Annotated in this window: 33 protein-coding genes; 26 read left to right on the forward strand and 7 right to left on the reverse strand. The window is 38.4% G+C overall.

Annotated features, from left to right (window positions below; all coding sequences use genetic code 11):
* Positions 1–10 precede the first annotated feature (10 nt).
* From BM143_RS14540 to BM143_RS14560, 5 genes are all read left to right on the forward strand, one after another.
* Positions 11–2,185, forward strand: a complete 2,175-nt coding sequence (locus tag BM143_RS14540) for a TonB-dependent siderophore receptor (RefSeq protein WP_090025403.1) — start codon at positions 11–13, stop codon at positions 2,183–2,185.
* Positions 2,186–2,203: 18 nt separating this feature from the next.
* Positions 2,204–2,821, forward strand: coding sequence for a hypothetical protein (locus BM143_RS14545; RefSeq protein WP_090025157.1), 618 nt, complete (start codon positions 2,204–2,206; stop codon positions 2,819–2,821).
* A gap of 264 nt (positions 2,822–3,085) precedes the next feature.
* A complete protein-coding gene (locus BM143_RS14550) occupies positions 3,086–4,315 on the forward strand; it encodes a PepSY-associated TM helix domain-containing protein (RefSeq protein ID WP_090025159.1) in 1,230 nt (409 codons plus the stop codon).
* Between the two features lie 179 nt (positions 4,316–4,494).
* Positions 4,495–5,319 (forward strand): GLPGLI family protein, encoded by an 825-nt coding sequence (locus BM143_RS14555; RefSeq protein ID WP_090025161.1) that lies wholly within the window; start codon positions 4,495–4,497, stop codon positions 5,317–5,319.
* Positions 5,320–5,402: 83 nt separating this feature from the next.
* Complete coding sequence (locus tag BM143_RS14560) at positions 5,403–5,903, forward strand: low affinity iron permease family protein (RefSeq protein WP_090025162.1); 501 nt, start codon at positions 5,403–5,405, stop codon at positions 5,901–5,903.
* Positions 5,904–6,293: 390 nt separating this feature from the next.
* Here the strand turns inward: BM143_RS14560 and BM143_RS14565 are convergent, their stop codons facing one another.
* The 7 genes from BM143_RS14565 to BM143_RS14595 all read right to left on the reverse strand — a co-directional run bounded on the left by BM143_RS14565 (position 6,294) and on the right by BM143_RS14595 (position 15,572).
* Complete coding sequence (locus BM143_RS14565; protein WP_090025405.1) at positions 6,294–9,026, reverse strand: hypothetical protein; 2,733 nt, start codon at positions 9,024–9,026, stop codon at positions 6,294–6,296.
* 112 nt (positions 9,027–9,138) lie between these two features.
* A complete protein-coding gene (locus BM143_RS14570) occupies positions 9,139–10,110 on the reverse strand; it encodes a hypothetical protein (protein WP_090025163.1) in 972 nt (323 codons plus the stop codon).
* Positions 10,107–10,526 (reverse strand): hypothetical protein, encoded by a 420-nt coding sequence (locus tag BM143_RS14575; RefSeq protein ID WP_090025165.1) that lies wholly within the window; start codon positions 10,524–10,526, stop codon positions 10,107–10,109. The genes BM143_RS14570 and BM143_RS14575 overlap by 4 nt, the downstream gene beginning before the upstream one ends.
* 374 nt (positions 10,527–10,900) lie before the next feature.
* Positions 10,901–11,701 (reverse strand): hypothetical protein, encoded by an 801-nt coding sequence (locus tag BM143_RS14580; RefSeq protein ID WP_090025166.1) that lies wholly within the window; start codon positions 11,699–11,701, stop codon positions 10,901–10,903.
* An 8-nt stretch (positions 11,702–11,709) separates the two neighbouring features.
* The gene (locus tag BM143_RS14585) at positions 11,710–12,441 is read right to left on the reverse strand and encodes an MIP/aquaporin family protein (RefSeq protein ID WP_034726001.1); all 732 of its coding nucleotides are present in this window, start codon (positions 12,439–12,441) and stop codon (positions 11,710–11,712) included.
* 24 nt (positions 12,442–12,465) lie between these two features.
* Positions 12,466–13,962 carry a glycerol kinase GlpK gene (glpK, locus tag BM143_RS14590; RefSeq protein ID WP_090025168.1) on the reverse strand — a complete coding sequence of 499 codons (1,497 nt, stop codon included), beginning with the start codon at positions 13,960–13,962 and terminating at the stop codon, positions 12,466–12,468.
* Between the two features lie 11 nt (positions 13,963–13,973).
* Positions 13,974–15,572, reverse strand: a complete 1,599-nt coding sequence (locus BM143_RS14595; RefSeq protein WP_047454293.1) for a glycerol-3-phosphate dehydrogenase/oxidase — start codon at positions 15,570–15,572, stop codon at positions 13,974–13,976.
* Between the two features lie 117 nt (positions 15,573–15,689).
* On the opposite strand from BM143_RS14595, the gene BM143_RS14600 reads away from it, so the two are divergent.
* The 21 genes from BM143_RS14600 to rplO all read left to right on the forward strand — a co-directional run bounded on the left by BM143_RS14600 (position 15,690) and on the right by rplO (position 25,751).
* Positions 15,690–16,454, forward strand: coding sequence for a DeoR/GlpR family DNA-binding transcription regulator (locus tag BM143_RS14600; RefSeq protein ID WP_090025169.1), 765 nt, complete (start codon positions 15,690–15,692; stop codon positions 16,452–16,454).
* A gap of 247 nt (positions 16,455–16,701) precedes the next feature.
* The gene (rplC, locus tag BM143_RS14605) at positions 16,702–17,328 is read left to right on the forward strand and encodes a 50S ribosomal protein L3 (protein WP_034725991.1); all 627 of its coding nucleotides are present in this window, start codon (positions 16,702–16,704) and stop codon (positions 17,326–17,328) included.
* Positions 17,319–17,948 carry a 50S ribosomal protein L4 gene (gene rplD, locus BM143_RS14610; RefSeq protein WP_034725990.1) on the forward strand — a complete coding sequence of 210 codons (630 nt, stop codon included), beginning with the start codon at positions 17,319–17,321 and terminating at the stop codon, positions 17,946–17,948. The genes rplC and rplD overlap by 10 nt, the downstream gene beginning before the upstream one ends.
* A gap of 3 nt (positions 17,949–17,951) precedes the next feature.
* On the forward strand, positions 17,952–18,242 hold the full coding sequence (rplW, locus tag BM143_RS14615) for a 50S ribosomal protein L23 (protein ID WP_034702844.1): 291 nt from the start codon (positions 17,952–17,954) through the stop codon (positions 18,240–18,242).
* A 22-nt stretch (positions 18,243–18,264) separates the two neighbouring features.
* Complete coding sequence (rplB, locus tag BM143_RS14620) at positions 18,265–19,086, forward strand: 50S ribosomal protein L2 (RefSeq protein ID WP_034702846.1); 822 nt, start codon at positions 18,265–18,267, stop codon at positions 19,084–19,086.
* Between the two features lie 2 nt (positions 19,087–19,088).
* Positions 19,089–19,367: a 30S ribosomal protein S19 gene (rpsS, locus tag BM143_RS14625; RefSeq protein WP_034702850.1), complete on the forward strand. Its 279-nt coding sequence runs from the start codon at positions 19,089–19,091 to the stop codon at positions 19,365–19,367.
* A 2-nt stretch (positions 19,368–19,369) separates the two neighbouring features.
* Entirely contained in the window at positions 19,370–19,768 is a 399-nt protein-coding gene (gene rplV, locus BM143_RS14630; RefSeq protein WP_034725989.1) for a 50S ribosomal protein L22, read from the forward strand.
* Positions 19,769–19,775: 7 nt separating this feature from the next.
* A complete protein-coding gene (rpsC, locus tag BM143_RS14635) occupies positions 19,776–20,528 on the forward strand; it encodes a 30S ribosomal protein S3 (RefSeq protein WP_034725987.1) in 753 nt (250 codons plus the stop codon).
* Positions 20,529–20,626: 98 nt separating this feature from the next.
* Positions 20,627–21,052, forward strand: a complete 426-nt coding sequence (gene rplP, locus BM143_RS14640) for a 50S ribosomal protein L16 (RefSeq protein WP_034725986.1) — start codon at positions 20,627–20,629, stop codon at positions 21,050–21,052.
* Positions 21,053–21,063: 11 nt separating this feature from the next.
* Positions 21,064–21,252, forward strand: a complete 189-nt coding sequence (rpmC, locus tag BM143_RS14645) for a 50S ribosomal protein L29 (RefSeq protein ID WP_034725985.1) — start codon at positions 21,064–21,066, stop codon at positions 21,250–21,252.
* Between the two features lie 11 nt (positions 21,253–21,263).
* Entirely contained in the window at positions 21,264–21,521 is a 258-nt protein-coding gene (gene rpsQ / locus BM143_RS14650; protein ID WP_053073319.1) for a 30S ribosomal protein S17, read from the forward strand.
* Positions 21,522–21,523: 2 nt separating this feature from the next.
* Entirely contained in the window at positions 21,524–21,892 is a 369-nt protein-coding gene (rplN, locus tag BM143_RS14655) for a 50S ribosomal protein L14 (protein WP_007839504.1), read from the forward strand.
* A 22-nt stretch (positions 21,893–21,914) separates the two neighbouring features.
* Positions 21,915–22,241 carry a 50S ribosomal protein L24 gene (gene rplX / locus BM143_RS14660; RefSeq protein WP_034725983.1) on the forward strand — a complete coding sequence of 109 codons (327 nt, stop codon included), beginning with the start codon at positions 21,915–21,917 and terminating at the stop codon, positions 22,239–22,241.
* 13 nt (positions 22,242–22,254) lie between these two features.
* Positions 22,255–22,806: a 50S ribosomal protein L5 gene (gene rplE, locus BM143_RS14665; protein WP_047454303.1), complete on the forward strand. Its 552-nt coding sequence runs from the start codon at positions 22,255–22,257 to the stop codon at positions 22,804–22,806.
* Positions 22,807–22,809: 3 nt separating this feature from the next.
* Entirely contained in the window at positions 22,810–23,079 is a 270-nt protein-coding gene (gene rpsN / locus BM143_RS14670) for a 30S ribosomal protein S14 (RefSeq protein WP_034702868.1), read from the forward strand.
* A 144-nt stretch (positions 23,080–23,223) separates the two neighbouring features.
* Positions 23,224–23,622 (forward strand): 30S ribosomal protein S8, encoded by a 399-nt coding sequence (gene rpsH, locus BM143_RS14675; protein ID WP_034725979.1) that lies wholly within the window; start codon positions 23,224–23,226, stop codon positions 23,620–23,622.
* Positions 23,623–23,639: 17 nt separating this feature from the next.
* Positions 23,640–24,185, forward strand: coding sequence for a 50S ribosomal protein L6 (rplF, locus tag BM143_RS14680; protein ID WP_090025171.1), 546 nt, complete (start codon positions 23,640–23,642; stop codon positions 24,183–24,185).
* Between the two features lie 15 nt (positions 24,186–24,200).
* Entirely contained in the window at positions 24,201–24,554 is a 354-nt protein-coding gene (gene rplR / locus BM143_RS14685; protein ID WP_034725976.1) for a 50S ribosomal protein L18, read from the forward strand.
* A 19-nt stretch (positions 24,555–24,573) separates the two neighbouring features.
* Positions 24,574–25,095, forward strand: coding sequence for a 30S ribosomal protein S5 (gene rpsE, locus BM143_RS14690; RefSeq protein ID WP_034703137.1), 522 nt, complete (start codon positions 24,574–24,576; stop codon positions 25,093–25,095).
* 10 nt (positions 25,096–25,105) lie between these two features.
* Positions 25,106–25,282 carry a 50S ribosomal protein L30 gene (gene rpmD, locus BM143_RS14695; RefSeq protein WP_007839493.1) on the forward strand — a complete coding sequence of 59 codons (177 nt, stop codon included), beginning with the start codon at positions 25,106–25,108 and terminating at the stop codon, positions 25,280–25,282.
* 19 nt (positions 25,283–25,301) lie between these two features.
* Positions 25,302–25,751, forward strand: a complete 450-nt coding sequence (gene rplO, locus BM143_RS14700; RefSeq protein ID WP_034726154.1) for a 50S ribosomal protein L15 — start codon at positions 25,302–25,304, stop codon at positions 25,749–25,751.
* Position 25,752: the final 1 nt, after the last annotated feature.

A 25,752-nucleotide genomic window follows, 5' to 3' on the forward strand; every position in this document is an offset into this window, starting at 1 on the left:
AAATTATCAGATGAATAAAGTAGTATCCTTTTCTCTGCTTGTATTGGGTGGGGTTTTTGTAAACGCACAGCAAGTGAATGATTCTATTAAAAAATCAAAAGAGATTGATGAAGTAGAATTATTTGGTGAAAAAAAGAAACAGCCGGTAGGCCTTGAAGCCATTACCAGACTTCCTTTGAAAACCAGAGACCAGATCCAGAGTATTTCCGTGATCTCCTATAAAGTAATTGAAGATCTTGGGGGATTGACCGTAACAGATGTTGCTAAAAACATCCCTGGTGTTACCCAGTTCGGAAGCTATGGAGGAACACGAGAAAGTATGTCTATCAGAGGGTATCGTGGAGTACCTGTTTTAAAGAACGGGGTTCAGATGGATTCGGATTTCCGTACCGGAGCGATGCTTACAGACATGCAGGGTGTGGAAAGTATTCAGGTGATAAAAGGTTCTGCTGCAGTAACGCAGGGAATCGGTGACGGACTTGGTTCTGCAGGTGGTGTCATCAACGTAGTGACGAAGGTTCCTAAGTTTATCAACGAAACCAACGTTGGTTTCAGATATGGAAGCTGGGATTTTTACAGAGCCACAGCAGATTTCCAGAGAGTTCTGGATGCTCAAGGGAAAGTAGCCGTAAGATTGAATGCTGCTTACCAGGATAACAACAGTTTCAGAAGATTTATCAATACAGACCGTATTTATGTAAACCCATCTATTGCATTCCGTCCTGATGACAAGACGGAGATCGTGGTGGAGATGGATTATATGCACAACAATACCACGCCGGACAGAGGAACGGTAAACCTTGCCAAAGGAGATGTGGAAGCCATATACAGAATGCCGGGAAGAAAGTTCCTTGGTTTTGCTTCGGATAATGCAAAAATTGAGACTTTCAATTTCTCTACAACGGTAACAAGAAAACTTACTGAAAAATTAAAGTTAAGAGCAGCTTACATGAGCTCTTCTTATCAGTCTGAGATTGTTGGTGCAGCTTTGGCGCCTCTCAATAGAAATAACCCGACTGAATTCCGTAATAGAACTTTAACCAGATCAGATAGAGAAGATTTGAACAAAGTCTTTCAGTTTGATTTTATCGGGGTAGATGTGAAGACTGGTTTTATGAAACATACTTTCCAGGTAGGATTCGATTGGAAAGAATCTAATGTGACCACGACTTCATACGATGCTACTAAAGTTATTGATAAGATCAATGTTCTTGAAGAAGTGAGCAATATTCTTCCTGCAGGAGTTGATATCGACCTTGCAACAGCTAAAGCTATTAACGCAGTAGCACCTACTATGGGAGTAATGGCGCAGGATGTCATCACTTTCAACAAATATATTAAAGCCCATTTAGGACTTCGTTACAGCAGATTAATCGGTTCCGATAAAGAAAAAGATTATGCATGGAACCCTTCATTAGGAATTATGATTTCTCCTATTGAAAATATGAACGTCTTTGGTTCATATACAAGTACCACAGCATTGAGAAGTTCTAATAACAGATTAGCTGGAGGTGGAACCGTGGGCGCTTCTACAACCAAACAATGGGAAGCCGGAATTAAATCTGACTGGCTGAATGAAAGATTAAGATTCAATGTGACATTCTTTGATATCAACACCGATAACTTGTCCTATGAACTTCTGAAAGACGGAAATAGTACGGGAATCTATGCAATGGCAGGTGAATTAAGAAGAAAAGGAATGGAGATCGAATTGATTGGAAAAATTCTTCCAAACCTTCAGGTGATGACCGGATGGGCGTATGTAGATGCTCAGTATAAGGATAGTCCGTCATTTGTAAATGGTTCAGCGCCTATCAATACTCCTAAGCATTCTGCGAACGCATGGTTGAATTATAAATTTAACGAGGGAGCTCTGACAGGACTTGATGTGGGTGCAGGAATCTATTACGTAGGAACAAGACCGGTTGATGATTTCAAGCAGACATATACCAATGCAGACAATGGCCACGTAAACGGAACACAACCAGGTGAAAGACCTTTCAATATGCCGGAATATACTACCGTAGATGCTCAGATCGGGTACACTTTCAAAAACGGATTGGGACTAAGAGGTTTCTTCAATAATATTTTTGATTCTGTAGGGTACAACTCTTACTTCAGAGGGGGCTATATCGATCAGATCCAACCGAGAAACTTTGCCGTACAGGTAAATTATAAATTCTAATCAGCAAATTTATTCATTATGAAAAGCGTAAAAACATTATTCTTAGCCTTTGCTCTTGCTGCAATATCTGTTGCATGTTCAGGAGACAAAAAGAAAGGAATCGACTATAATCAGTTCAAAACTGAAGTACAGCTTACCCCGGATCAGGTGAAAAGCTTTGACGAGATTACTAAGAAATACCAGGATCTTCAGGAACAGAACTTCCAGGCTGCAAAAGCACAGGGAGGAAATATGGACCGCGTAGCATTGGGAATCAAAAACGAAGAACTGAGAGCACAGCAGTCTGTTGAAATGACAAAAGTACTTGATGCTACCCAGATGGAAAAGTTCAATAAATTCGTGGATGAAAATTCGAGAAAAAGACCGAGATATGACAATGCACTTCTTGAAAGAATCAAAACGGAAGGTCAGCTTTCAGAAGATGAATTCAAAGTAGTGAATGCAGCCAACGATGCATTTGAAAAAGCATTTAACGATGCGCACGATGTCTACCACGGAAACAATGATCTTGCTAAAGAATACTGGGAGAAATTTGATGCCCAGAGAAAAGCAGCCATCAAGTCAGCACTTACTCCGGAACACTATACGAAGTTTGAAGAGATCGTAAAAGACATCAAGTTCAAGGGAAGAAAATAATTAAGTTTCCTTCAAAACTAAGAAACATTCATATCAAATTTTAATTAGAAAACATTAAGGCAGTATTTCCTGTCTTAATGTTTTTGCTGTTAAAGGGATTAGTGAATAATTGATTCAAGATTCAAGATGCCAGATATCAGATATCAGACATGAGATCTTTTTATAATCAATTTTGTAAACCATACAACCAGCAACTAACAACTAGCAACCAAACTCTCCCTCAAATTCTCAAACCCGAAACCCGAAACCCGCACCCGAAACTCAATGAAATCATTATTTAAAAGTCTTTACCGAAAACGAAGAAAAAATGAATCCCTCATCAAATATCTGATGTGGATCGTCCATCTTTGGCTAGGGCTTTTGTCGAGTATTATTGTGTTTGTGATGTGTCTTACCGGATGTCTGTATGCTTTCAAAAATCAGATCATAGACCTTTACAATAAAGACCTGGTTTATATTACTGCAGGGTCGCAGGTTTCCCATACACCGGATCAAATCCAGGCCGGATTGCTGAAAAACGGGAAAGAACTTACCGGACTTCTCATTCCGGACAGCAAAAACAGGAGCTACGTCGTTTCCTATCGTGAAAACCAGCTTGATAAAAGTTCGTACTACAATCAGTATACAGGTCAGATTTTAGGGCAAGCTGATACAGGAGCCAATCGGTTTTTTGAAGTTGTTCTCGATATTCACCGAAACCTGATGATGGGAAATGCCGGACGGCAGATTGTCGGGGCATCTGTCCTGATATTTTGTTTATTGTTGATTTCCGGATTAATTCTATGGTTGCCCAAAAAATTGAAATTTCTGAAACAGGGACTCACCGTTAAACTTAAGGCGAAGTTTCAACGCGTGAATTACGACCTGCATAATACATTGGGTTTCTATACCTTCTTCATGCTTTTTTTTATTGCGGTTACAGGATTGTATATTACGTATCCTTGGGTAAAGAATGGTCTTATTGTAAGCTTAGGCGGTTCCTCTATTGATCGTATTGCTGAAGAGAAAAGTGGTGATGATCCTTTCGGAGGTCTCCTTAAAGATATGTTGCAGAAACAGGACGAAAAGAAGAACCTTAAAAATACAGCTTCAGCATCTATAGACAAGATTCTTGAGCTTTCCAACAGGCAGCTTCCGTATAAAGCGGTGACCAGCATCGAACTTCCTAACAAAGAAAATCCACGATACGTTGTCATCAAGACCAATACCCAAAATTTCCTGGGAATGATGCTTCCGGATGAAATCACCTTCGATAAAACCGGAGTTTTTAAAACCAAAGAATTATTTTCAGATAAACCGTTGAATAAACAGTTCACTGCTTTAGCGAAACCTCTCCACACAGGAGAAATCATGGGACTGCCGAGTATCATTCTCTATTTCATCGTTTCACTGATTGGGTGCTCTTTACCTGTGACAGGATTCCTGATCTGGTGGCACAGGTTTAAGAAGGGAAGCGGGAAGATGGGAGCTGGTAGTTCATCAAAATCAAAGTAAAATTTTACCTGAGCTGGGGATAAAATAGTTCTGTTTTAAATTATGTAATGATCATTATTATGCAATCCCTTTTCGAAAGAAGAGGGATTTTTTTGTACTTATTTTTAGAATTTTAAAATTAACATTAATAGGTATTGCAAGGTTCTATTTTAATTGTATATTTGAAATAAAAAAACACTATGAAAAGAATCCTGTTATTAATGTTATTTATCAATGTGTGTGTCATTGCGCAGACTCAAAGATTTATTTATGAAATGCAATTTAAGATGGACAGTGCAAAAGAAGGCCATGAAAAAATTAACTTCGCATTAGACATCAATCCAAAAGATGTAAAGTTCTATGAGTACGATTATCTTAGGGCAGACTCTATTAATAAAGTAAATGGAAATTATGCACACCATTACGGAAGTTGGTTTCCATCAGTAAAAAGAGACAGAAATTCATTTAAGAATCAAAATTATGAGCTAGTAGGGCACGATATGTTTTCCTTTCCATCTGAAGATAAAATAATCTGGAATTTAACCAACGAAACGAAGAAGTTCGGCGAATATACATTGCAAAAAGCGACTACGAATTTCGGAGGCAGAATCTGGACGGCGTGGTTCAATAAAGAAGTCAATATTTCAGAAGGTCCGTATAAATTCCGGGGACTTCCGGGCTTGATTTTTCAGCTGGAAGATTCTAAGTCAAATTATATTTTTACACTGGTTAAAAACAGCAATTTAAAAGAAACGTACAATACGGTTGGTTTTATTGAAACATTTTATGGAACAAAACCATTGGAAATATCAGAGAAGATAAGAATCAGAAAAAAGCAGGAATTCTATGACGATCCGTTGCGGGATATGCGAAATGAATATAAGGATAATATGAAGGGAGAAATGAATGTAATGGGAACTAAGATTACAAGCAAAGAACAATTCAACGACCTCAATAAAAAAGTTCAGGAAATGTTGAGGAAAACCAATAATCCGATTGAACTTAATAAGGCCATGAAATATTAATTATAATTACCTGTAAACGAACCTCAAAACTCTGCCACTTCGGCGGAGTTTTTGATAGTTAAGAATTGATTAAAACTAATAATATGGCTAATAAAGATAAAAGTATTTTTGAAAAATTTTCAGACTGGGCTACCAAATTTACGGGCAGTTCTTACGCATTTCTCGGTGCAACAGCTATCGTTGTAGCTTGGGCGTTTTCAGGACCTGTTTTTCATTATTCCGAAACGTGGCAGCTCGTGATCAATACTGGAACCACGATTATTACTTTTCTGATGGTTTTCTTAATTCAGAAAGCACAGAACAAAGACTCCAAGGCGATACAAATCAAACTGAATGAACTTCTGGCCGCCAATGAAAAAGCCAGCAACAGAATTGTAGATATAGAAGACCTCACAGAAAAAGAACTGGATCAGCTTCACTGCTATTACGAAAAGCTGGCAGATTTTGCAGAAGAAGATAATGATATTCATACCTCTCATTCTATTGATGCTGCTAAAAGAAATCAAAGTTATAAACACGATGTTTTTAAAAGGAAACACGAAGAATGGTTACAGAAACAGGAACAAAAAAAGGGATCGCAATGATCCCTTTTTTATAATGATTTCAAGATGTTTAAAGTATCAATCTTAGTATCCTATTTCGTAGTTCAATCAGGAAACTACCCTTACATTCACATACTTGATCAATTTCAAAACTTGGAGAACATATAGTTTTTTTGATGCAAAGAAACTGATTATCCTATTTATAAAGGGAAGCAAAGGGGGAATCAATTTCATTGATTCGATTAAGCAGATGTTTTATACCGATCGCTTCTTCAGTGACGCAGTCACAGTCTTTGCCTTCCTCAAAACTAAACGTTAGCAAGATGAAACTTTGCGTTAAAAATCATCATTCGCTCAAACTCGTATCCCTTAACTTTCGATACCTAAATCTTAATTTTCTTATCCCAAACTCAGATTAATAAGTGTTGAAAATTATTTTCTCAGGAAATATCCAAAATAACTACAGCTTCCTGACAGTCCTTTCAGGGTTTCCGTATCAGAATACTGGGATTTCAGCTGAGCAAAATACGTTCTGTATTTCTCATTTCTGATGTTATCCAGTTCAGTCTGGTGAGCTTGTTCCTTTTCAGAATATTTAGGATCTGAATAGTCAATAGTCTTTACATTTTTCGCTTCATACTGATAATATTTTCCTTGCTCTGCACTGGCCATCTGGAAGAGAACTCTTGCTCTCTGTTCCTTGTCTTTGGACAGTTTCAGAGTCTTTTGGTAATAATTAATCGCCAGGTCAAAGTTATCCGGTTCGATATAAGTAGTATAAAGGAAATTCTTATAATAATACTTGTAAGGATTCTTTCGGTCCGTATTCCAGAAGTCATACTTTCCACCATTGCTGTTGTCGATGTCCATCACGAACAATTGACGGTAATAGCCTAAGCTGGACGTATTATACATCAAGTTTCCGATAAGCTGGTTGGCTGTAGCTGCCTTTTCATCTGTTCCGTTGCTGATCTTTTTCAGCTGGATCAATGCATCTGCCAGTTCCAGTTTATTCATGCTGTTTTTAATGAAAGGGAACGCAGAATAATCGTCAGCCTCCATACTTTCCGTTTCTGCACTTCCAAAACTTTCCCATACATTATGTCCGAAAACCAGATTGGAAATATCTCTGAATCCGTTGTATTCTCCGGCTGCATATTGTTTCGCCGTGATCTTTTCACCTTTATCGGTCCAGTCATAATTCATTCTTGGAATTCCTGCAAAGCCCTGGGCTTTTTCGTAATATGATTTGGCCTTTTCAAAATCTGCCTGTTTCATAGCTCTGTCTCCGTAGATCATGCTGAAGAACGCATCAATATTTCCTACGTTGTCCATGTTTTTGGCGATGATCTGCTGTTCAAACTGGGTCTTATTCGGTTTCTTGTAAAAGTCTTCAACGCTTTTTACCAGGCTTGAATTCGGGTTGTACTGAAGATCGGAAAGTTTATTGTTCATTAAGAACGATTTTCCATCCTCACCCTGTAAGAAGTAACGGTTCGCAAGAACATCTTTAAGGAAGTCTGCTGTAGACGGAGTTTCACCGTAATAGTCATAATCTGCAACGGCAGCAGTGTCTTTTTTTACTTCCTTTTTAACGAAATAATCGGCGTAGTCTTTCATCAGATGATCTTCGAATTCAGCATCAACTCTGGGATGAGAAACGATATCATTCAGAACTTTCATTCTTTTGATTTCTTCCAGATATTCCGGGTTGGTTGTTTTGATATCTTCCAGTATTTCGGAGCTGGCTTTGTAATCTTTTTTCAAAAACTTTAGATAAGCATCTGCGATCTGCCAATATTCATCCTTAGATACCTTCTTCGTTTTCTCTGTGAATTTTTCCAGGTTGTCCAGATAATCTTTCGTTTTTTCATCATAGCCGTAGCCGGATTTGGTGTAGAACGGAATTCTGTCCGGGTTGTTCAATAGCTCATCATCACTCTTATCATTTTTGCCACCATCCGCACTGTCAGATTTTGAACCTCCGAAAAGATTTTTGAAAAACCTTACAATCTTTTGCCAGAACGAAAGCTTCTCTTCTTTTTTTACCTCTGCAGCTGCAGGTTCAGATTTTGTATCGGTGGAAGCTTTGCTATGATCATCCGCATTGCCTCTCTGCATATACACATTGTCTGAAGCATCCGAGTTGTAGTAATAGATCGGCAGATAGCTTCTTTCCAATTCATTGATGCTTCTTACGGCCATGACTTTCAGAATCTCAGAATCGGGATTGATGTCGTACATCTTTTCCATGATGGGAATAGGATCTGTAAAACCTTCGTAGCCCAACAGGAAATAAGCCATATTCTTCTCATCACTGGTATCCGCTCTTTTCATAATATTGCTGAAAGAAGCCGTATCCGAAAGTTTCATGGAAACGAAAGCAGATTCCTTACGGTCTTTACTGTTCATAAAAACCTGGAAGAAATTCCAGTTCGCATCACTGTTCATTTCCTTACCTCTCTGAGCACCCGAAAGCTGATCAAGGGCCATAAAATACACGGCACCTTTCTGTTTGATCGGTTCAATATATGTTTTAAACGCTTCCAGTGCGGCATCATAATTTCTCGTGTAATGATTGAAACGCACCAGCTGATATCCGTAACGCTGCTTGATCTCAGGGTTTCTTGTGGCATTGTATAAAGAAGTCAGTGCATTGACTGTTTTCGCGTAATCAACAGAAGTGGCATTGAGATTTTTTGAAGGGCCATTATTGTAAAAGGAATCCGGGCTTTCCACATAATTGATGCTCATGTAAGGCTCCAGATATTTCGCTTCAATTAAATAATCGATGCCTTCCTTATACTTTTGGTAGAATCCTGTTCCCAATTTCTGCAAAAGGGGATTACTCGGTGTTCCGTTTTTCAGGGCATTCAAATCTGCCATGCTTATTTTGTACACCAGATTCTCTGTTTCCGCATAATTGAGCTGGTTGTTGAAGAATTTCTTCCACGTCTCAATATTGTCGTCAGGAATCGTCATGTTTTTATAATCACCGTAGAACCTATTGGAATACGTAAGCAGGAAAGGAAGATAAGATTTATCCTTAATGATGCTCTGCGTAAACAGGTTGAAGTATTCATAATCGGGGTCTGACCACGCGCAGGCGTCAGATTTAGTATAAAACAGCGATAGAACCGCCAGTGAAAGAATATACTTTTTCATATAGTTGAGGGTGTTTTTATTTTTATAATTAAATGTCAATAGAATTCAAAAGCTGTATGATCAACAGGATTTGATATCTGCTTAAAGTGCTCAATCTGCGGGAGATAAAATTTTAAAAATCCCGGTTACTTACAAATTTACTATCTAATTGATAATAAATTACATTAAAATCAGGTATTTTTTTCTCCAGAAAACGAACGACGTCTTCCAGCTGCTCATCAGAGATTTCCTCCACCTTTATTCTGAAACCTTTACTTAGAAAGCTTCCGAAATAGAAACCGTCTTTCATAATTTCAACCTCATGATCGGATATCTTTTTGAATTCCGGGTTTTCAAGATCTTTTCTGGACAGGGCATTGATTAATTTATGCTTTTCAAGATGATTGGTAACGATTCCCCAGGAGTAGATCGGCAGCGCGACTTCTGTTTTCTTTATAGGATAGTCTTCCAGTTTGGAAAGGTAGCTTTTTAGAATCGTCACATCCAGGATAGAATTCTTATTCGAATTTTCCAATGGTGAGGAAGTAGAGTAGCACATAAGGTATACTTTTTCTACAGGCGGAACTCCGGTCTGGTTTTTATCTTTAACCTGATGAAGGCGTAAAGTACAGGTGATCTCCTTTCCGGAAACCTTTTTCAGTTCTTTTAAAAATTTAAAATAATCATTTCTGGTTCCGGCCGTCCAGTCGCAGTCGATCTGAATTTCATTATTAATCTTTAAACCATATTCCTTGGATTTCTTCTGAACCAGATCGTTGATGTTTTTGGCAAGAAACCTGATCTCTTCCGCAGAGATACGGTACATCGACTGATTGGTAATGAAAACAGTCGGTACAATCTGTTTATCCGTTTGGAAACTTTTGTCTTTCGTAATCACAGCAACCGGCTGAAACTGTCCGCCGATTTTATCTATGTCGAAAAATCTTGTGTACACATAAGGAACCGAAGCCTTGTCCAATGCTTTTTTCTCTTCCTGATCTAGCTTAAGCTGAGTTTTCCAGTAATAAAAAGTATAGGGATGATTCTTTTTTCCGCTACACGAAACAGCGAGAAGAAGGATCAACAGGAGTTTTAATGCTTTCATTTCTTGTACAGTTTGCTTTCGCAGGTACAGACGTCGGTGGAAGCGCTTTCCATGGAAGAGCAGCAGTCTTCTGATTTCCGGATGTTTCCTTCTTTATCGGTAAGGTAGATATTGTCTTTGTCAAATTTCACATAGAAGTTTTCTCCGTACTTTTTGAAAACCACGTTCATGACTTTTGGATTGTATTTTCCGGCATTCATTTCTTCGGTAGTTTCGGTTCCATCGGCCTGATTCACCTGAACGAATCCAAAATAGACATCGCCGTTTTTCTTCACATCCAGATAGTAAGATGGCGTTCCCGATCCGCTGAATCCTTCAATGATGTTAAAACTTCTGTGACCGACAAATGGTGCTTTTGTCTGGGCAAAAGATAAAATGCTGATGCATAAGATCACTAAGCTGAAAATCTTTTTCATATTTTTTTTTTCAAAAGTAAAAATATTTAAGCAAAAATGAAACCGTAAAAACCCGGTGATTGGCTGTTGGAGGTAATTGTAGCGTTTTTTTTAACCACAAAAGTCGCAAAAGCTTTTGAAACACTTTAGTTATTTTAAAGTTACATACTTTGTACATATATAGTACACTTAAGTTTTCTGAAAATCAACGATTTTCTTACTTATATAATCTTAGTGTTTTCAGCATGATAAAACTTTTAAGCTAATGTGTTCTTAAGTGTTTAAATGAACGAAAAGCTTTTGTGACTTTTGTGGTTGAATCTTTTAAATCAGTATAAAAGTTGAAAACCACCCCGAATTGGAGTGGTCTTAGTATAAATTAATTTAAATTCAGATTAAAAAACAGTGGCTGCCAGCTGAATTCTTGCATATTTATTCGAAGGATTCCACATGGCCATCATGGCAACCGGAAGACTGTAATGTTCCGTGATTTTGACCGTCTTGCTGGCTTTTACCCCAACGTTAACAATGTCAAAACTGTTTTTGCCGTTTCCATAGAGAAAATTCCTGTCGTTAAGGGCAAATCCTGCACCGATGAAAGCATCCAGATTGACTTTCTGTCCTGCAATGACGGGATAGCTTGCCTGAACGTAAGTCGAATACTTATTCTTTTTATAGTTTCCGTCAGATTCCAGAACCACTTCTCCTGCATTGGCTCCTCCGTACAGCATAATGTCAGCTTCAATATTCAGAGGGAAAGAAGGTCCGAATGTATAATTGGTTCTAAGATCAATGATATGAGCCGTTCTTGTACGTGAATAATGGAATATGTCTTCTGACGCAACCGCCGTATTGATGTTTCTGGAATTAAAAAGATCCCAAAGCCCGATATAAAGCCTTCCGTCTGAATACTGAACGTAGTAATTGATCTCTTTATAATGTGTTCCGTCTTTGTCATCCGTCAGGGAAGAGGCGCCCCAGATTCCTGCTTTCCATTTCTTTTCCGCATCGAAGGCATACGACAGATTTCCCATGACGACTGGTTTATCTGTAATGATCAAACCTCTCCACAAGTGGTTATTCTGAATATTTGCCGTGAAATCGAGTCTGTTGCTTTCCTTAGGTTCAGTGTTCTCCTGAGACCATAGTTTTCCTGTGCCCAAAATAATCAGGCATGCTATTTTTAAAACTTTCATGGATGTGTTTATTTTAAGATTCCATATAGAACTGCTGCGATAATACAGCCCAGAATAGGGCCTGCAACAGGAATCCAGGCATATCCCCAATCACTGCTGCCTTTTACGGGAAGTATGGCGTGCATGATTCTGGGACCTAAATCTCTGGCGGGATTAATGGCATAACCGGTGGTTCCACCTAAAGATAAACCGATAGCCCAAACCAGTAAGGTAACAGGAAGCGCTCCCACAGAGCCAAGTCCTACTTTAGCGGTTGGATCTGCATTCAGAGCAATGCTGGGATCCGAAAAATGAAAGATGACAAATACTAGGACAAACGTTCCGATGATCTCACTGATGAGATTGGAGAATGTATTTCTGATCGCGGGACCGGTACTGAAACAAGCCAGTTTAGCACCTCCGTCTTCGGTAATAGCGAAATGGTCTTTATTAAAAAGCCATACAAGGAAAGCGCCAAGCATTGCACCGAGAAACTGCGCGGCAATATACGTGGGAACAAGGTCCCATGAGAATTTTCCTGCAACAGCAAGCCCGATAGATACAGCCGGATTCAGGTGAGCACCACTTACCGGTCCTGCTACGGTAACCCCCACAAAAACGGCCAGTGCCCATGCCGTTGTAATGACGATCCATCCTGAATTATTTCCTTTGGTATCCTTTAAGACAACATTCGCTACAACGCCGTTGCCTAATAATATCATAAGCATGGTGCCTATGAGTTCTGCGGTAAATGGGTTCATGAGTAGTTTTTTTAAGTTTAGGATTTAATCTTCGATCCAGCTTTGAGAACGCTTCACAGCTTTGTTCCAGAAATGGATCATATTATCTGCTTTTTCCTTGTCCACTTTCGGATGGAAATCTTCGTCCACAATCCATTGGGATTGAATTTCGTTGATGTCTTTCCAGTATCCTACGGCCAATCCTGCAAGATACGCTGCCCCTAAGGCTGTTGTTTCAAGGGTTTTCGGTCTTGTAATTTTGAACCCGAAAAGATCAGACTGGATCTGCATCAGAAGGTCACTTGCCGAAGCACCGCCATCTACTCTAAGTTCAAGACTTGGTCTTCCGGAATCCGCTTCCATAGATTTTACAATATCATACACCTGGAATGCAATTCCTTCCAAAGTTGCTCTTGCGATGTGTCCGTTGGTGGTTCCGCGGGTTACCCCTACAATCGTTCCTCTGGCATATTGGTCCCAGTATGGTGCGCCCAATCCTGTAAGTGCAGGGACAAAATAAACACCTCCGTTATCTTCAACGCTTGCGGCCAGATCATTCACTTCCTCAGAGGTACGGATCAGTTTTAGCCCGTCTCTCAGCCACTGTATGGCTGCTCCGCCTACGAATACGCTTCCTTCCAGTGCGTAATTTACTTCTCCGTTAATTTTCCATGCTACAGTTGTCAACAGGTTGTTTTTAGAAGAAACGGCTTCTTTTCCTGTATTCATTAGAAGGAAGCATCCTGTTCCGTAGGTGTTTTTTACCATTCCCGGAGTGATGCACATCTGTCCGAATAAAGCAGCCTGCTGATCTCCTGCAATTCCTGCAATCGGAATTTTAGTGGAGAATAGAGTGGTTGCAGTTTCGCCATAAATTTCACTGCTCTGTTTTACTTCAGGAAGAACAGATCTCGGAATGTCGAATAAATCCAACAAATCCTGATCCCATTCTAAAGTATGAATGTTCAGAAGCATCGTTCTGCTCGCATTGGAAACATCGGTGATGAACATTTTCCCGCGGGTCAGTTTCCATACCAGCCAGGTGTCAACGGTTCCGAAACATAATTTCCCTTCTGCTGCTTTTTTTCTTGCGCCTTCTACGTTATCAAGAATCCATTTAAGTTTGGTTGCAGAAAAATAAGCATCCAGAACAAGTCCGGTTTTTTCTTTGATGGTTTCGGCATGTCCCTGTTCTTTTAATTCATCGCAATATTTGGAGGTTCTTCTGTCCTGCCAGACAATTGCGTTGTAAATAGGTTCACCGGTTTCTTTATCCCATACAATCGTTGTTTCACGCTGATTGGTGATTCCGATGGCAGCAACTTCCAGTCCGGAAATGCCTGCTTTGGCGATAATCTCTGCGGCAACGGATATCTGGGAAGACCAGATTTCGTTGGGATCGTGCTCTACCCATCCCGGAGTAGGGAAGATCTGTTCAAAATTTTTCTGGGAGATGTATTCTATAGCTCCGCTGTGGTTGAATAAAATGGCTCTGGAGGATGTTGTCCCCTGGTCCAGAGCGAGAATCAGTTTTTCCTTCATACTGCAAATCTTTAGTTATGAGTAATAGTTTTGGGAGAGTAAGGCGTTAATAAATATCCTTGTGCTAATTCAATAAATTCTTTTTCCTGATCATTTGCCCATTCCTGAGAATAGCCTTTTTCTTTGGCAATAAGCTGTGCAATCGTGTGGGCACTATCGATGGCAGCTCTTGCATCTAAAAATAAGAGTCGGACTCTTCTGGCGAGAATGTCTTCTATGGTTTCTGCCATTTCATGTCGTATGGCCCAGACTGCTTCTGCTATAGTGAAAGCATGATCCGGATGTATTTTTTTAGAATACTGAGGATCGCTGCTTTGTAATGCCTTGATAGCAGGAATATCAGATCCGTATACATAAAGATGGCTGGTACGGTCTACAAGTTCTGCTTTGATATTTCCGTGAATAGACATGTTTTCTGTTTGGGAAGGTCCTCCGTTTAAATGAAGAATTTCTACCGCTTTATCTACAGTGTCCTGTGCCATTTTACGGTACGTGGTCCATTTTCCGCCGATGATGGAAACCAATCCTGTATCTGAAGTAATGACTTTGTGGCTTCGGGAAACTTCTTTTGTGTTTTTACCTCCTTCTTTTGGTGCGGCAAGCGGTCTCAATCCGGCGAACATAGATTTTACGTCTTCTCTCGTCGGTTTCTTGGCTAAATATTGTCTGGCTGTCGTGAGAACGAAATTAATCTCAGATTCCAAAGCATGTGGTTCAAAGCTCGGACTTTCAAGAAGGGTGTCTGTAGTTCCCACCAATGCTCTGTCGTGCCAAGGGACAACGAACAGCACTCTGCCGTCTGATGTTTTAGGGATCATGATAGCATCATCACTTTTAAGGAAAGATTTGTCTAATACCAAATGGATGCCTTGGCTTGGAACGACAAATTTACCGTGCTTAGGATTATTCATATTCAGAATGTCATTCGTGAATACGCCAGTTGCATTGATCACAGCTTTCGCACGAAGCTCATACTGCTGGTTGGAAAACTGGTCTTCCGCTTTTACGCCGTTTATTTTTCCGGAATCATTTTTCAGAAGGCCGGTTACTTTCATATAGTTCACCGCGCTTCCTCCTTTTTCTATAAGAGTCTGGGAAAGGTTGATCGCTAATCTCGCATCATCAAACTGCCCGTCCTGATACACTACACCACTTGCGAGGTTGTGCTGTTCAATCGTAGGTAGTTTTTCAATGGTTTTGGCTTTGCTGATGTATTTTGTTTTTCCAAGACTGAGTTTTCCTGCAAGGAAATCATAAACAGACAATCCTATCTTATAGTAAATACCTCCCCACCATGTGTAGTTGGGAATAATAAATGACTGGTTTTTGACTACGTGCGCCGCATTTTGGGCAAGCAGCCCTCTTTCTTTCAGGGCTTCTTTTACAAGTCCTACATCTCCCTGGGCAAGATATCTTACGCCGCCGTGTACCAGTTTGGTGCTTCGGCTGGATGTTGCTTTTGCAAAATCGTGGGACTCAAGGAGCAGGGTTTTAAATCCTCTGCTGGCTGCATCCAGTGCTGAGCCCAGACCACTGGCTCCACCTCCGATGACAATAAAGTCCCATTCCTGCACACTGGTCAGTTTACTAAGTTCTTCGTTTCGTTTCATAAATGTTTCGTTTATGTTTCGTTTTCAAATGTATAAATTAAAAACGAAACTAAAAAGAAAATAAATGAAATTTTATCGGTCTCGGAAAAAAATGGTATTTTTGATGAAAGAATCAGAATGGAAAAGTTAATACCAAGGCACGATGATATATTAAAGGAACTGAATGAAAAAGGGCATGTTCTGGTACAGGATTTATGTGAGAAGCTGAATGTTTCGTCGGTTACGGTTCGAAAGGATCTGAATTATCTCGAAAGTCTGGGATTGCTTTTTCGAAACCATGGAGGGGCGAGTAAGCATGTGCGCTATGCTTATGAAAGGAATGTGGATGAAAAAGAAAACATCAATGTAGAAGCAAAACAGAACATTGCGAAAGCGGCTTTGCAGCTTATCCAGGAGAATGACTGTATTATTCTGGCTTCGGGAACCACGATGCATTATCTGGCGAGAATGCTGGTGAACTTTGGCCCGCTTACGGTTCTTACTTCTTCTTTAAGGGTTGCACTGGAGCTATGCAACAATCCTAATATTAATATCATACAATTAGGTGGGGAAGTGAGAAAGAGTTCTACTTCTATAGTAGGATCCATCTCAGAAACCATTCTCAGACAATTTTCCTGTAATAAACTCTTTCTTGGAGTAGATGGTATTGATATGGAATTCGGCATCAGTACTTCCAATGCAGCAGAAGCTCATCTGAATCAGCTTATGATAGAATGTTCCGAAAAAGTGGTGATTCTTGGTGATTCTTCGAAACTGAATAAAAAAGGTTTCGGGAAGATTGCTCCTCTGGATAAAATAGATTATCTGATCACGGATGATGGTATTTGTGGTGAGGATAAAGTTGCCTTGGAAGAAATAGGTGTTTCGGTAATTGTAAAATAAATTTCTTCATCATTTCTTTTTTAAGAACAAAATAATTTCTCTGAAAATTTCATCCGGATTTTTTCAAAATGATCTAATTGATTAAAAATCAAAATATTTTACTCAAAATACTTGTCAGTTATAAAAATATTCATAAATTTGCACACTCCATTTTAGGGGCGTAGTATGCCTATATCAAAAGTAGAAATTACTTCAGACTTCCTAAAAATGTAGAAATAGAAAGATAAATTTTATTATAACATAAACAATGTCAGGTATTATTGGTAAAAAAATCGGTATGACGTCTTTGTTTAACGAAGAAGGAAAAAACATTCCTTGTACAGTTATTCAGGCGGGTCCATGCTCGGTTTTACAGGTCAGAACCATTGAAAAGGACGGCTACAAGTCAGTTCAGTTAGGTTTCGATGACAAGAGTGAAAAGAACGTAGGTAAAGCGTTAGCTGGCCATTTTAAAAAGGCTGGTTCTGCTCCAAAAGCTAAGTTGGTAGAATTCTACAGAGAATTCGTTGACGAAGTGAAAGTAGGAGAAGAAGTAAAAGTGAACTTATTCGCTGAAGGTGAATTCGTTGACGTAACAGGAACTTCAAAAGGTAAAGGTTTCCAAGGTGTTGTTAAAAGACATGGCTTTGGAGGTGTAATGCAAGCTACTCATGGTCAGCACAACAGACTTAGAGCTCCAGGTTCTATCGGTGCTGGATCGGATCCTTCAAGAGTATTCAAAGGAATGAGAATGGCGGGTAGAATGGGAGGTAAGCAGGTAACTGTTCAAAACCTTCAAGTATTAAAAGTGGATCAAGAACAAAATCTTTTAGTAGTAAAAGGTGCTGTTCCGGGAGCTAAAAATTCTTATGTAATTATCAGAAAATGGAACTAGTAGTATTAAATACATCAGGAAAAGAGACCGGAAGAAAAGTAACTCTAGACGAATCAGTATTCGGAATTGAGCCAAATCAGCACGCGGTTTACTTAGAAGTTAAACAGTACCTTGCAGCACAGAGACAAGGGACTCATAAATCAAAGGAAAGAAGCGAAATTACTGCTTCTACTAAGAAACTTAAGAAGCAAAAAGGATCTGGTTCTGCTAGATATGGTGATATCAAATCTCCAACTTTCAGAGGTGGAGGTAGAGTATTCGGACCAAAACCAAGAGACTACAGATTCAAATTGAACAAAGCTCTTAAGAGATTAGCTAAAAAATCTGTTTTATCTCAGAAAATGAGAGACAACAGCATCAGAGTAATGGAGGATATGAGCTTAAGCGCTCCTAAAACTAAAGATTTCATCACTATCCTAAATGCTTTGGCATTGAACGATAAGAAATCTCTATTCGTTCTTCCTGAAGCTAACAAGAATGTGTATTTATCTTCAAGAAACTTACCTAAAACTAAAGTAATGAACTTCAACGAAATTAGTTCATATGACTTAATGAATGCAGGTGAGATCGTATTCTTAGAAGGTGCAGTTGAAAAATTCCAGGAAAATTTAAAGAAATAAATCATGTCACTAATTATTAAACCAGTTATTTCAGAAAAGGCTAATTACCTTACAGATTTAAGAGGTTCTTATTCTTTCTTAGTAGATCCTAAGGCTAATAAGATCCAGATTAAAAAAGCTGTTGAAGCGGCTTACGGTGTAAAAGTAGCAGACGTTAATACAATGATTTATGCTCCGAAGGTTTCTTCAAAATACACTAAAAAAGGTCTTCAAGTAGGAAAGACAAACAAATTGAAAAAAGCGGTAATCAAGCTTGTTGAAGGTGAGGTTATCGATATTTTTGCTGTAAATTAATTATTAATTATAAATAATAGTAATGTCTGTTAGAAAATTAAAACCTATCACCCCAGGACAGAGATTCAGAATTGTTAACAATTTTGAGGAAATTACTACCAACAAACCAGAGAAATCTCTAACAGTTGGTATTAGTAAGTCAGGTGGACGTAACCAAACTGGTAAAATGACCATGCGTTACACCGGAGGTGGACACAAAAAGAAATACAGAATTATCGACTTCAAAAGAAACAAGCATGATGTTGAAGCAACGGTAAAAACTGTAGAATATGATCCAAACAGAACTGCATTTATCGCTTTATTAGAGTACGCAGATGGAGAGAAGAGATATATCATCGCTCCAAACGGTATCAAAGTAGATCAGAAGGTAGTTTCAGGAGAAAGCGTAGAACCGAACATCGGTAACGCAATGAAATTGAAAAATATTCCATTGGGTACTGTAATTTCTTGTGTTGAAATGAAGCCTGGACAAGGTGCTATTTTAGCAAGAAGTGCTGGTTCTTCAGCTCAATTAACTTCAAGAGACGGAAAATATGCAATCATCAAATTGCCTTCAGGAGAATCAAGAATGATCCTTACTGAATGTTATGCAATGATTGGATCTGTTTCTAACTCTGATCATCAGTTAACTGTTTCAGGTAAGGCTGGTAGAAGCAGATGGTTAGGTAGAAGACCTAGAACTAGACCGGTAGTAATGAACCCTGTAGATCACCCAATGGGAGGTGGTGAAGGTCGTTCTTCAGGAGGTCACCCAAGATCTAGAAATGGTATGCCTGCTAAAGGTTACAAAACCAGAAAGAAAAACAAAGCGTCTAACCGTCATATCATATCTAAACGTAAATAATTATGGCAAGATCACTTAAAAAAGGACCATTCATTCATCATACTTTAGATAAGAAGGTTCAGACAAACATAGAGTCTGGTAAGAAGACAGTTATTAAAACTTGGTCTAGAGCATCGATGATTTCTCCGGACTTCGTAGGACAAACTATTGCTGTACACAACGGGAAATCTTTTATCCCTGTTTATGTTACAGAAAACATGGTTGGTCACAAGTTAGGCGAATTTTCTCCAACAAGATCTTTCAGAGGTCATGGTGGTAACAAAAACAAAGGAAGCAGATAATCATGGGATCAAGAAAACAAGATAGTTCAATCGCAAGAAAAGAAGCTAACAAAGACGTTGTAAAAGCTTCATTAAATGACTGCCCATCATCTCCAAGAAAAATGAGATTAGTTGCTGATATCATTAGAGGAGAGCAGGTAGATAAAGCTCTTTATATCCTAAAATATTCTAAGAAGGATGCATCTAACAAGTTAGAGAAGTTACTTCTTTCTGCTATGGCAAACTGGCAGACGAAAAACGAAGGTGCTGATATTGAAGAAGCAAACCTTATCGTTAAAGAAATCTTCGTGGATAGTGCAAGACAATTGAAGAGACTAAGACCAGCTCCGCAAGGTAGAGGGTATAGAATCAGAAAAAGATCTAACCACGTTACATTAATCTTAGGTAATAAAGAAAATTAATCAAGGTATGGGACAGAAGACAAATCCAATTGGTAATAGATTAGGTATCATCAGAGGATGGGATTCTAACTGGTTTGGCGGAAACGATTATGGAGACAGAATCGCGGAAGACTACAAAATCAGAAGATACCTTGAGGCTAGATTATCTAAAGGTGGTATTTCAAAAATTTATATTGAAAGAACACTAAAATTAGTAACAGTGACAATCACTACTGCTAGACCGGGACTTATCATCGGTAAAGGAGGTCAGGAAGTTGACAAGTTAAAAGAAGAATTGAAGAAACTTACAGGTAAGGATATTCAAATCAACATTTTCGAAATCAAAAGACCTGAACTTGACGCAGTATTAGTGGCTGACAGCATCTCTAAGCAGATCGAAAACAGAATTTCTTACAGAAGAGCTGTTAAAATGGCGATGGCAAGTACAATGAGAATGGGTGCTGAAGGTATCAAAGTTCAAATCTCTGGTAGATTGAACGGTGCTGAAATGGCAAGAAGCGAATCTTTCAAAGACGGAAGAATTCCTTTGTCTACTTTCAGAGCTGATATCGATTATCACTGGGCTGAAGCTCACACTACTTACGGTAGACTAGGAGTGAAAGTTTGGATCATGAAAGGTGAGGTTTACGGTAAAAGAGACCTTTCTCCACTAGTAGGACAACAGAAGAAAGGAGGTCCTTCAGGAGGCGGAAACAGAGGTGGAGACCGAGATAACAGAAGACCTAGAAAGAATAATAACAATAATAACAATAATAATTAAAAATTTTAGGTTAGAAATTTTGAATTTTAAATTACCGTTACTTTTTTAAAATATAAAAAATCTAAAATCTAAAATCTAAAATCTAAAATTTAGAAATTATGTTACAACCAAAAAGAACCAAATTCCGTAGAGTTCACAAGATGAAGATGAAGGGGATTGCTCAAAGAGGTAATCAACTGGCTTACGGAACATTTGGAATCAAAGCTATAGAAGGTGCTTGGATCACTGCAAGACAAATCGAAGCTGCTCGTATCGCTGCGACTAGATATATGAAGAGAGAGGGTCAGCTATGGATCAAAATCTTCCCGGATAAGCCTATTACTAAGAAACCAGCCGAAGTAAGGATGGGTAAAGGTAAAGGTGCTGTGGAATATTGGGTAGCTGTAGTAAAACCAGGTAAAATTATGTTCGAAATCGGAGGAGTATCTTACGATATCGCTAAGGAAGCTTTAAGACTTGCTGCACAGAAATTACCGGTAATTACTAAATTCGTAGTTGCTAACGATTTTGTTAAACCTCTATAATCTTTGATACAATGAAACAAGCTGATATTAAAAATTTAAGCGCGGGTGATATTCAAGCAAAACTTGCTGAATTGAAAACTCAATATTCAAAACTGAAATTGGCTCACAAGATCAGTCCAATTGAAAACCCGATTCAAATCAGAGATTTGAGAAGATCGATCGCTAGACTAAACACTGAGTTAACCACTAAACAACAATAAGATTTTCATACATTATGGAAAGAAACTTAAGAAAAGAAAGAATCGGAATAGTTTCCAGCAATAAAATGGAAAAGACCATTGTTGTAAGTGAGACTACTAGAGTGAAACACCCGATGTACGGTAAATTCGTTTTGAAAACGAAAAAATATACTGCACACGACGAGAACAACGAATGCACAGAAGGTGATACAGTTCTTATCCAAGAAACTAGACCTTTGAGCAAGAGCAAGAGATGGAGATTAGTAAGAATCATTGAAAAAGCTAAGTAATAATGTTACAAACAGAATCAAGATTAAAAGTTGCTGATAACACAGGTGCAAAAGAAGTACTAGTTATCAGAGTTCTGGGAGGAACCAGAAGAAGATATGCTTCAGTTGGTGATAAAATCGTTGTTACTATCAAGGATTCTACGCCATCAGGAAATGCTAAAAAAGGTCAGGTATCTAAAGCTGTAGTAGTAAGAACTAAAAAAGCAGTGAGAAGAAAAGATGGTTCATACATCAAATTCGAAGACAATGCTTGTGTATTACTAAACGCAGCGGGAGAAATGAGAGGAACGCGTGTTTTCGGACCAGTTGCTCGTGAGTTGAGAGACAAAGAATATATGAAAATCATTTCATTAGCTCCTGAAGTACTTTAATTTTTAAAATTTTTAAAAGAAAATGTCAAAGTTAAAAATAAAAAGAGGAGATAACGTCATCATTACTACTGGTAAGAAAGATATCAAAGGTAAAACTGGTGAAGTTATTGAAGTGATCAAAAAAGAAGGAAAAGATCCTAGAGTTATCGTTGCAGGTCTTAACATCGTTAAGAAACACGTTAAGCCTTCAGCTTCCAACCCTCAAGGTGGAATCACTGAAAAGGAAGCTTCTATTCATATCTCAAACATCGCTCTAGTTGGTAAAGACGGAAAAGCGGTTAAAGTTGGTTATAAAATCGACGGAGATAAGAAAGTAAGAATCGATAAAAAAACGGGTGAAACTTTATAATTTGAATTAACACATGGAATTTATAGCAAGACCCAAAAATATATACAGAGAGAAAATTGTTCCTGCAATGATGGAAGAATTTGGGTACAAATCTGTAATGCAGGTACCTAAATTGGAAAAAATCATCCTATCTCAAGGATTAGGTGATGCCACTGCAGACAAAAAAATCATTGATTACGCTGTAGAAGAATTAACAATGATTACTGGCCAGAAAGCAGTTGGTACTATCTCTAAGAAAGACGAAGCGGCTTTCAAATTGAGAAAAGGTATGCCTGTAGGTGCTAAAGTAACATTGAGAGCTCATAAAATGTATGAATTCTTAGACAGACTTACTGCTTCTGCTTTACCACGTATCAGAGATTTCTCTGGTATCAAAGCAGACGGGTTCGATGGTAGAGGTAACTACAACTTAGGTATTACTGAGCAGATTATCTTTCCTGAGATCGTAATTGACAAAGTGAAAAAAATCCAAGGGATGGACATCACTTTCGTAACGAGTGCGAAAACAGATAAAGAAGCGAAAGCATTATTAACTCACTTCGGTTTACCATTTAAAAAGAACTAAGAAATGGCTAAAGAATCAATGAAAGCGCGTGAGCGCAAAAGAGAAGCACTAGTTGCTAAATACGCTGACAAAAGAAAAGCTTTAAAAGAAGCTGGTGACTATGAAGGTCTTCAGAAATTACCTAAAAATGCTTCTCCTGTAAGATTACACAACAGATGTAAACTAACAGGTAGACCAAGAGGGTACATGAGAACTTTCGGTCTTTCTAGAGTAACGTTCCGTGAAATGGCCAACAACGGTCTTATCCCGGGAGTGAAAAAAGCTAGTTGGTAATAATTACTAATTAATCGGGACAATTAAGTTGTCTGGATACTAAAGAATAAAAATATCAGACCCAAGTTTTTCTGAAGTCTGATATTTTAATCTTCAAGTCCCTTCAATACTGATTGTCTTTAACCAATAATTTAAAATAGAAAAATGGTAACAGATCCAATTTCAGATTTCCTAACAAGAGTAAGGAACGCACAAAGCGCAGGCCACAAAGTGGTGGAAATTCCTGCATCGAAAATCAAAAAGGAGATTACTAAGATCTTATTTGATCAGGGTTATATCTTAAACTTTAAGTTTGAAGAAAGCGCTGTTCAAGGTACGATCAAAATCGCTTTAAAGTATGACAAGCAAACTAACAAGCCGGCTATTAAATCTATCCAGAGAGCTTCTAGACCAGGTTTAAGACAGTACAAAGGTTCTACTGAACTTCCAAGAGTACTGAACGGTTTGGGAATAGCTGTTATCTCTACTTCTAAAGGAGTAATGACTGACAAGAAGGCTAGAGAAGAAAAAGTAGGCGGTGAAGTAATCTGCTATGTTTATTAATTTTTAATCAGAGGAAAATGTCAAGAATTGGTAAAGCAATTATAACAATTCCAGCTGGAATTACTGTCACTGAAAATAACGGTGTTGTAACAGTAAAAGGTCCTAAAGGAGAACTTTCTCAGGAGCTTACAGCAGGAATTACTTTAGAACAAAAAGATGGCGAGCTTAATGTAAACAGACCATCTGATTCTAAGCAACACAAAGCGCTTCACGGTTTATACAGAGCGTTGATCAACAACATGATTGTTGGTGTAGCACAAGGTTTCGAAAAGAAACTAGAACTAGTAGGAGTAGGATACAGAGCATCACACACAGGTCAAAAACTTGAGTTAGCTTTAGGATTCTCTCACGGTATCGTATTAGAACTTCCTAGCGAAGTAAAAGTAGATACATTGACTGAAAAAGGTAAAAACCCAATTATTACTTTAGCGTCTCATGACAACCAACTTCTAGGAATGGTAGCTGCAAAGATTCGTTCTTTCAGAAAGCCTGAGCCTTACAAAGGAAAAGGTGTAAGATTCCTTGGAGAAATTGTTAGACGTAAAGCTGGTAAATCTGCTTAATAAATTATAAGTATTATGGCATTAAGTAAATTAGAAAAAAGAATAAGAATCAAAAGAAGAGTAAGAGGAAAAATCTCTGGATCTTCTGAATTGCCAAGATTATCTGTATATAAAAGTAATAAGGAAATTTACGCTCAGTTAATCGATGATAAAAATGGTACAACTTTAGTTTCCGCTTCTTCTAGAGAGAAAGGTGTAGATGCTAACGGTACTAAGACTGAAGTTTCTGCTGCTGTTGGTAAAGCTATCGCTGCTAAAGCTATCGCTGCAGGAATCGAAAGTATTGTATTTGACAGAAACGGTTTCGTTTACCATGGAAGAGTGAAAGCTCTTGCTGATGGAGCGAGAGAAGGAGGACTTAAATTCTAATCATAAAAATTTCGGAAATATGTTAGGACTAGATAATATAGAAAGAGTAAAACCGGGAGGATTAGAATTAAAAGATCGTCTCGTAGCTGTTAACAGAGTAACAAAAGTAACCAAAGGAGGTAGAGCTTTCGGATTTTCTGCTATTGTTGTAGTAGGGAACGAAGACGGAGTAATCGGTCACGGTCTTGGAAAATCTAAAGAAGTAGCTTCTGCAATTGCTAAAGCTGTTGAAGATGCTAAGAAAAACCTAGTGAAAGTTCCTGTAATGAACCACACTATTCCTCACCAGACTACTGCTAGATATGGAGGTGCAGATATCTTCTTAAGACCTGCTTCTCACGGTACAGGACTTATCGCCGGTGGTGCGGTAAGAGCGGTACTTGAGTCTGCTGGTATTCACGATATCCTTTCAAAATCTAAAGGATCTTCTAACCCTCACAACGTAGTGAAAGCTACTTTCAAAGCGTTATTAGATATCAGAAGACCTGAAGAGATCGCTAGAATGAGAGGAGTTTCTCTAAGTAAAGTGTTTAACGGTTAATATTAGAACAATGGCAACAATCAAAGTAAAGCAAGTAAGAAGCGCTATTGGAAGAACAAAAACCCAAAAGAGAACGCTTGAAGCATTAGGATTTAAGAAACTTCACCAAGTTGTAGAACACGAAGCTACGCCTTCTATTTTAGGAATGATAGCTGCAGTTAGTCATTTACTTGAAGTTCAAAAATAATTTTAAAACAAAAATTAAAATGAATTTAAACAACATAAGACCTGCTGCAGGTGCTACTCACAACTCTAAAAGAATTGGTAGAGGGCAAGGTACAGGAAAAGGAGGTACTGCTACGAAAGGACATAAAGGTCAGAAAGCTAGAGCTGGTTATTCTCAGAAAATCGGTTTCGAAGGTGGACAGATGCCTTTACAAAGGAGATTACCTAAATTCGGATTCAAAAACGTAAACAGAAAAGAGTTTAGAGGCGTAAACCTTGACACTATTCAAACTTTAATCGAGAACAAATCCATTACTGGAGAGATCACGAAAGAAGTTTTAGTAGAGAACGGGATCGTTTCTAAAAACGAATTAGTGAAAATTATGGGTAGAGGAGAATTGAAATCTGCGGTTTCAATCTCTGCTGACAAGTTCACTAAATCTGCTGAAGAGCTTATTGCTAAAGCAGGTGGAAAAGCAATTACCTTATAAT

This window comes from Chryseobacterium oleae (genome assembly GCF_900115055.1).
GTDB lineage: Bacteria > Bacteroidota > Bacteroidia > Flavobacteriales > Weeksellaceae > Chryseobacterium > Chryseobacterium oleae.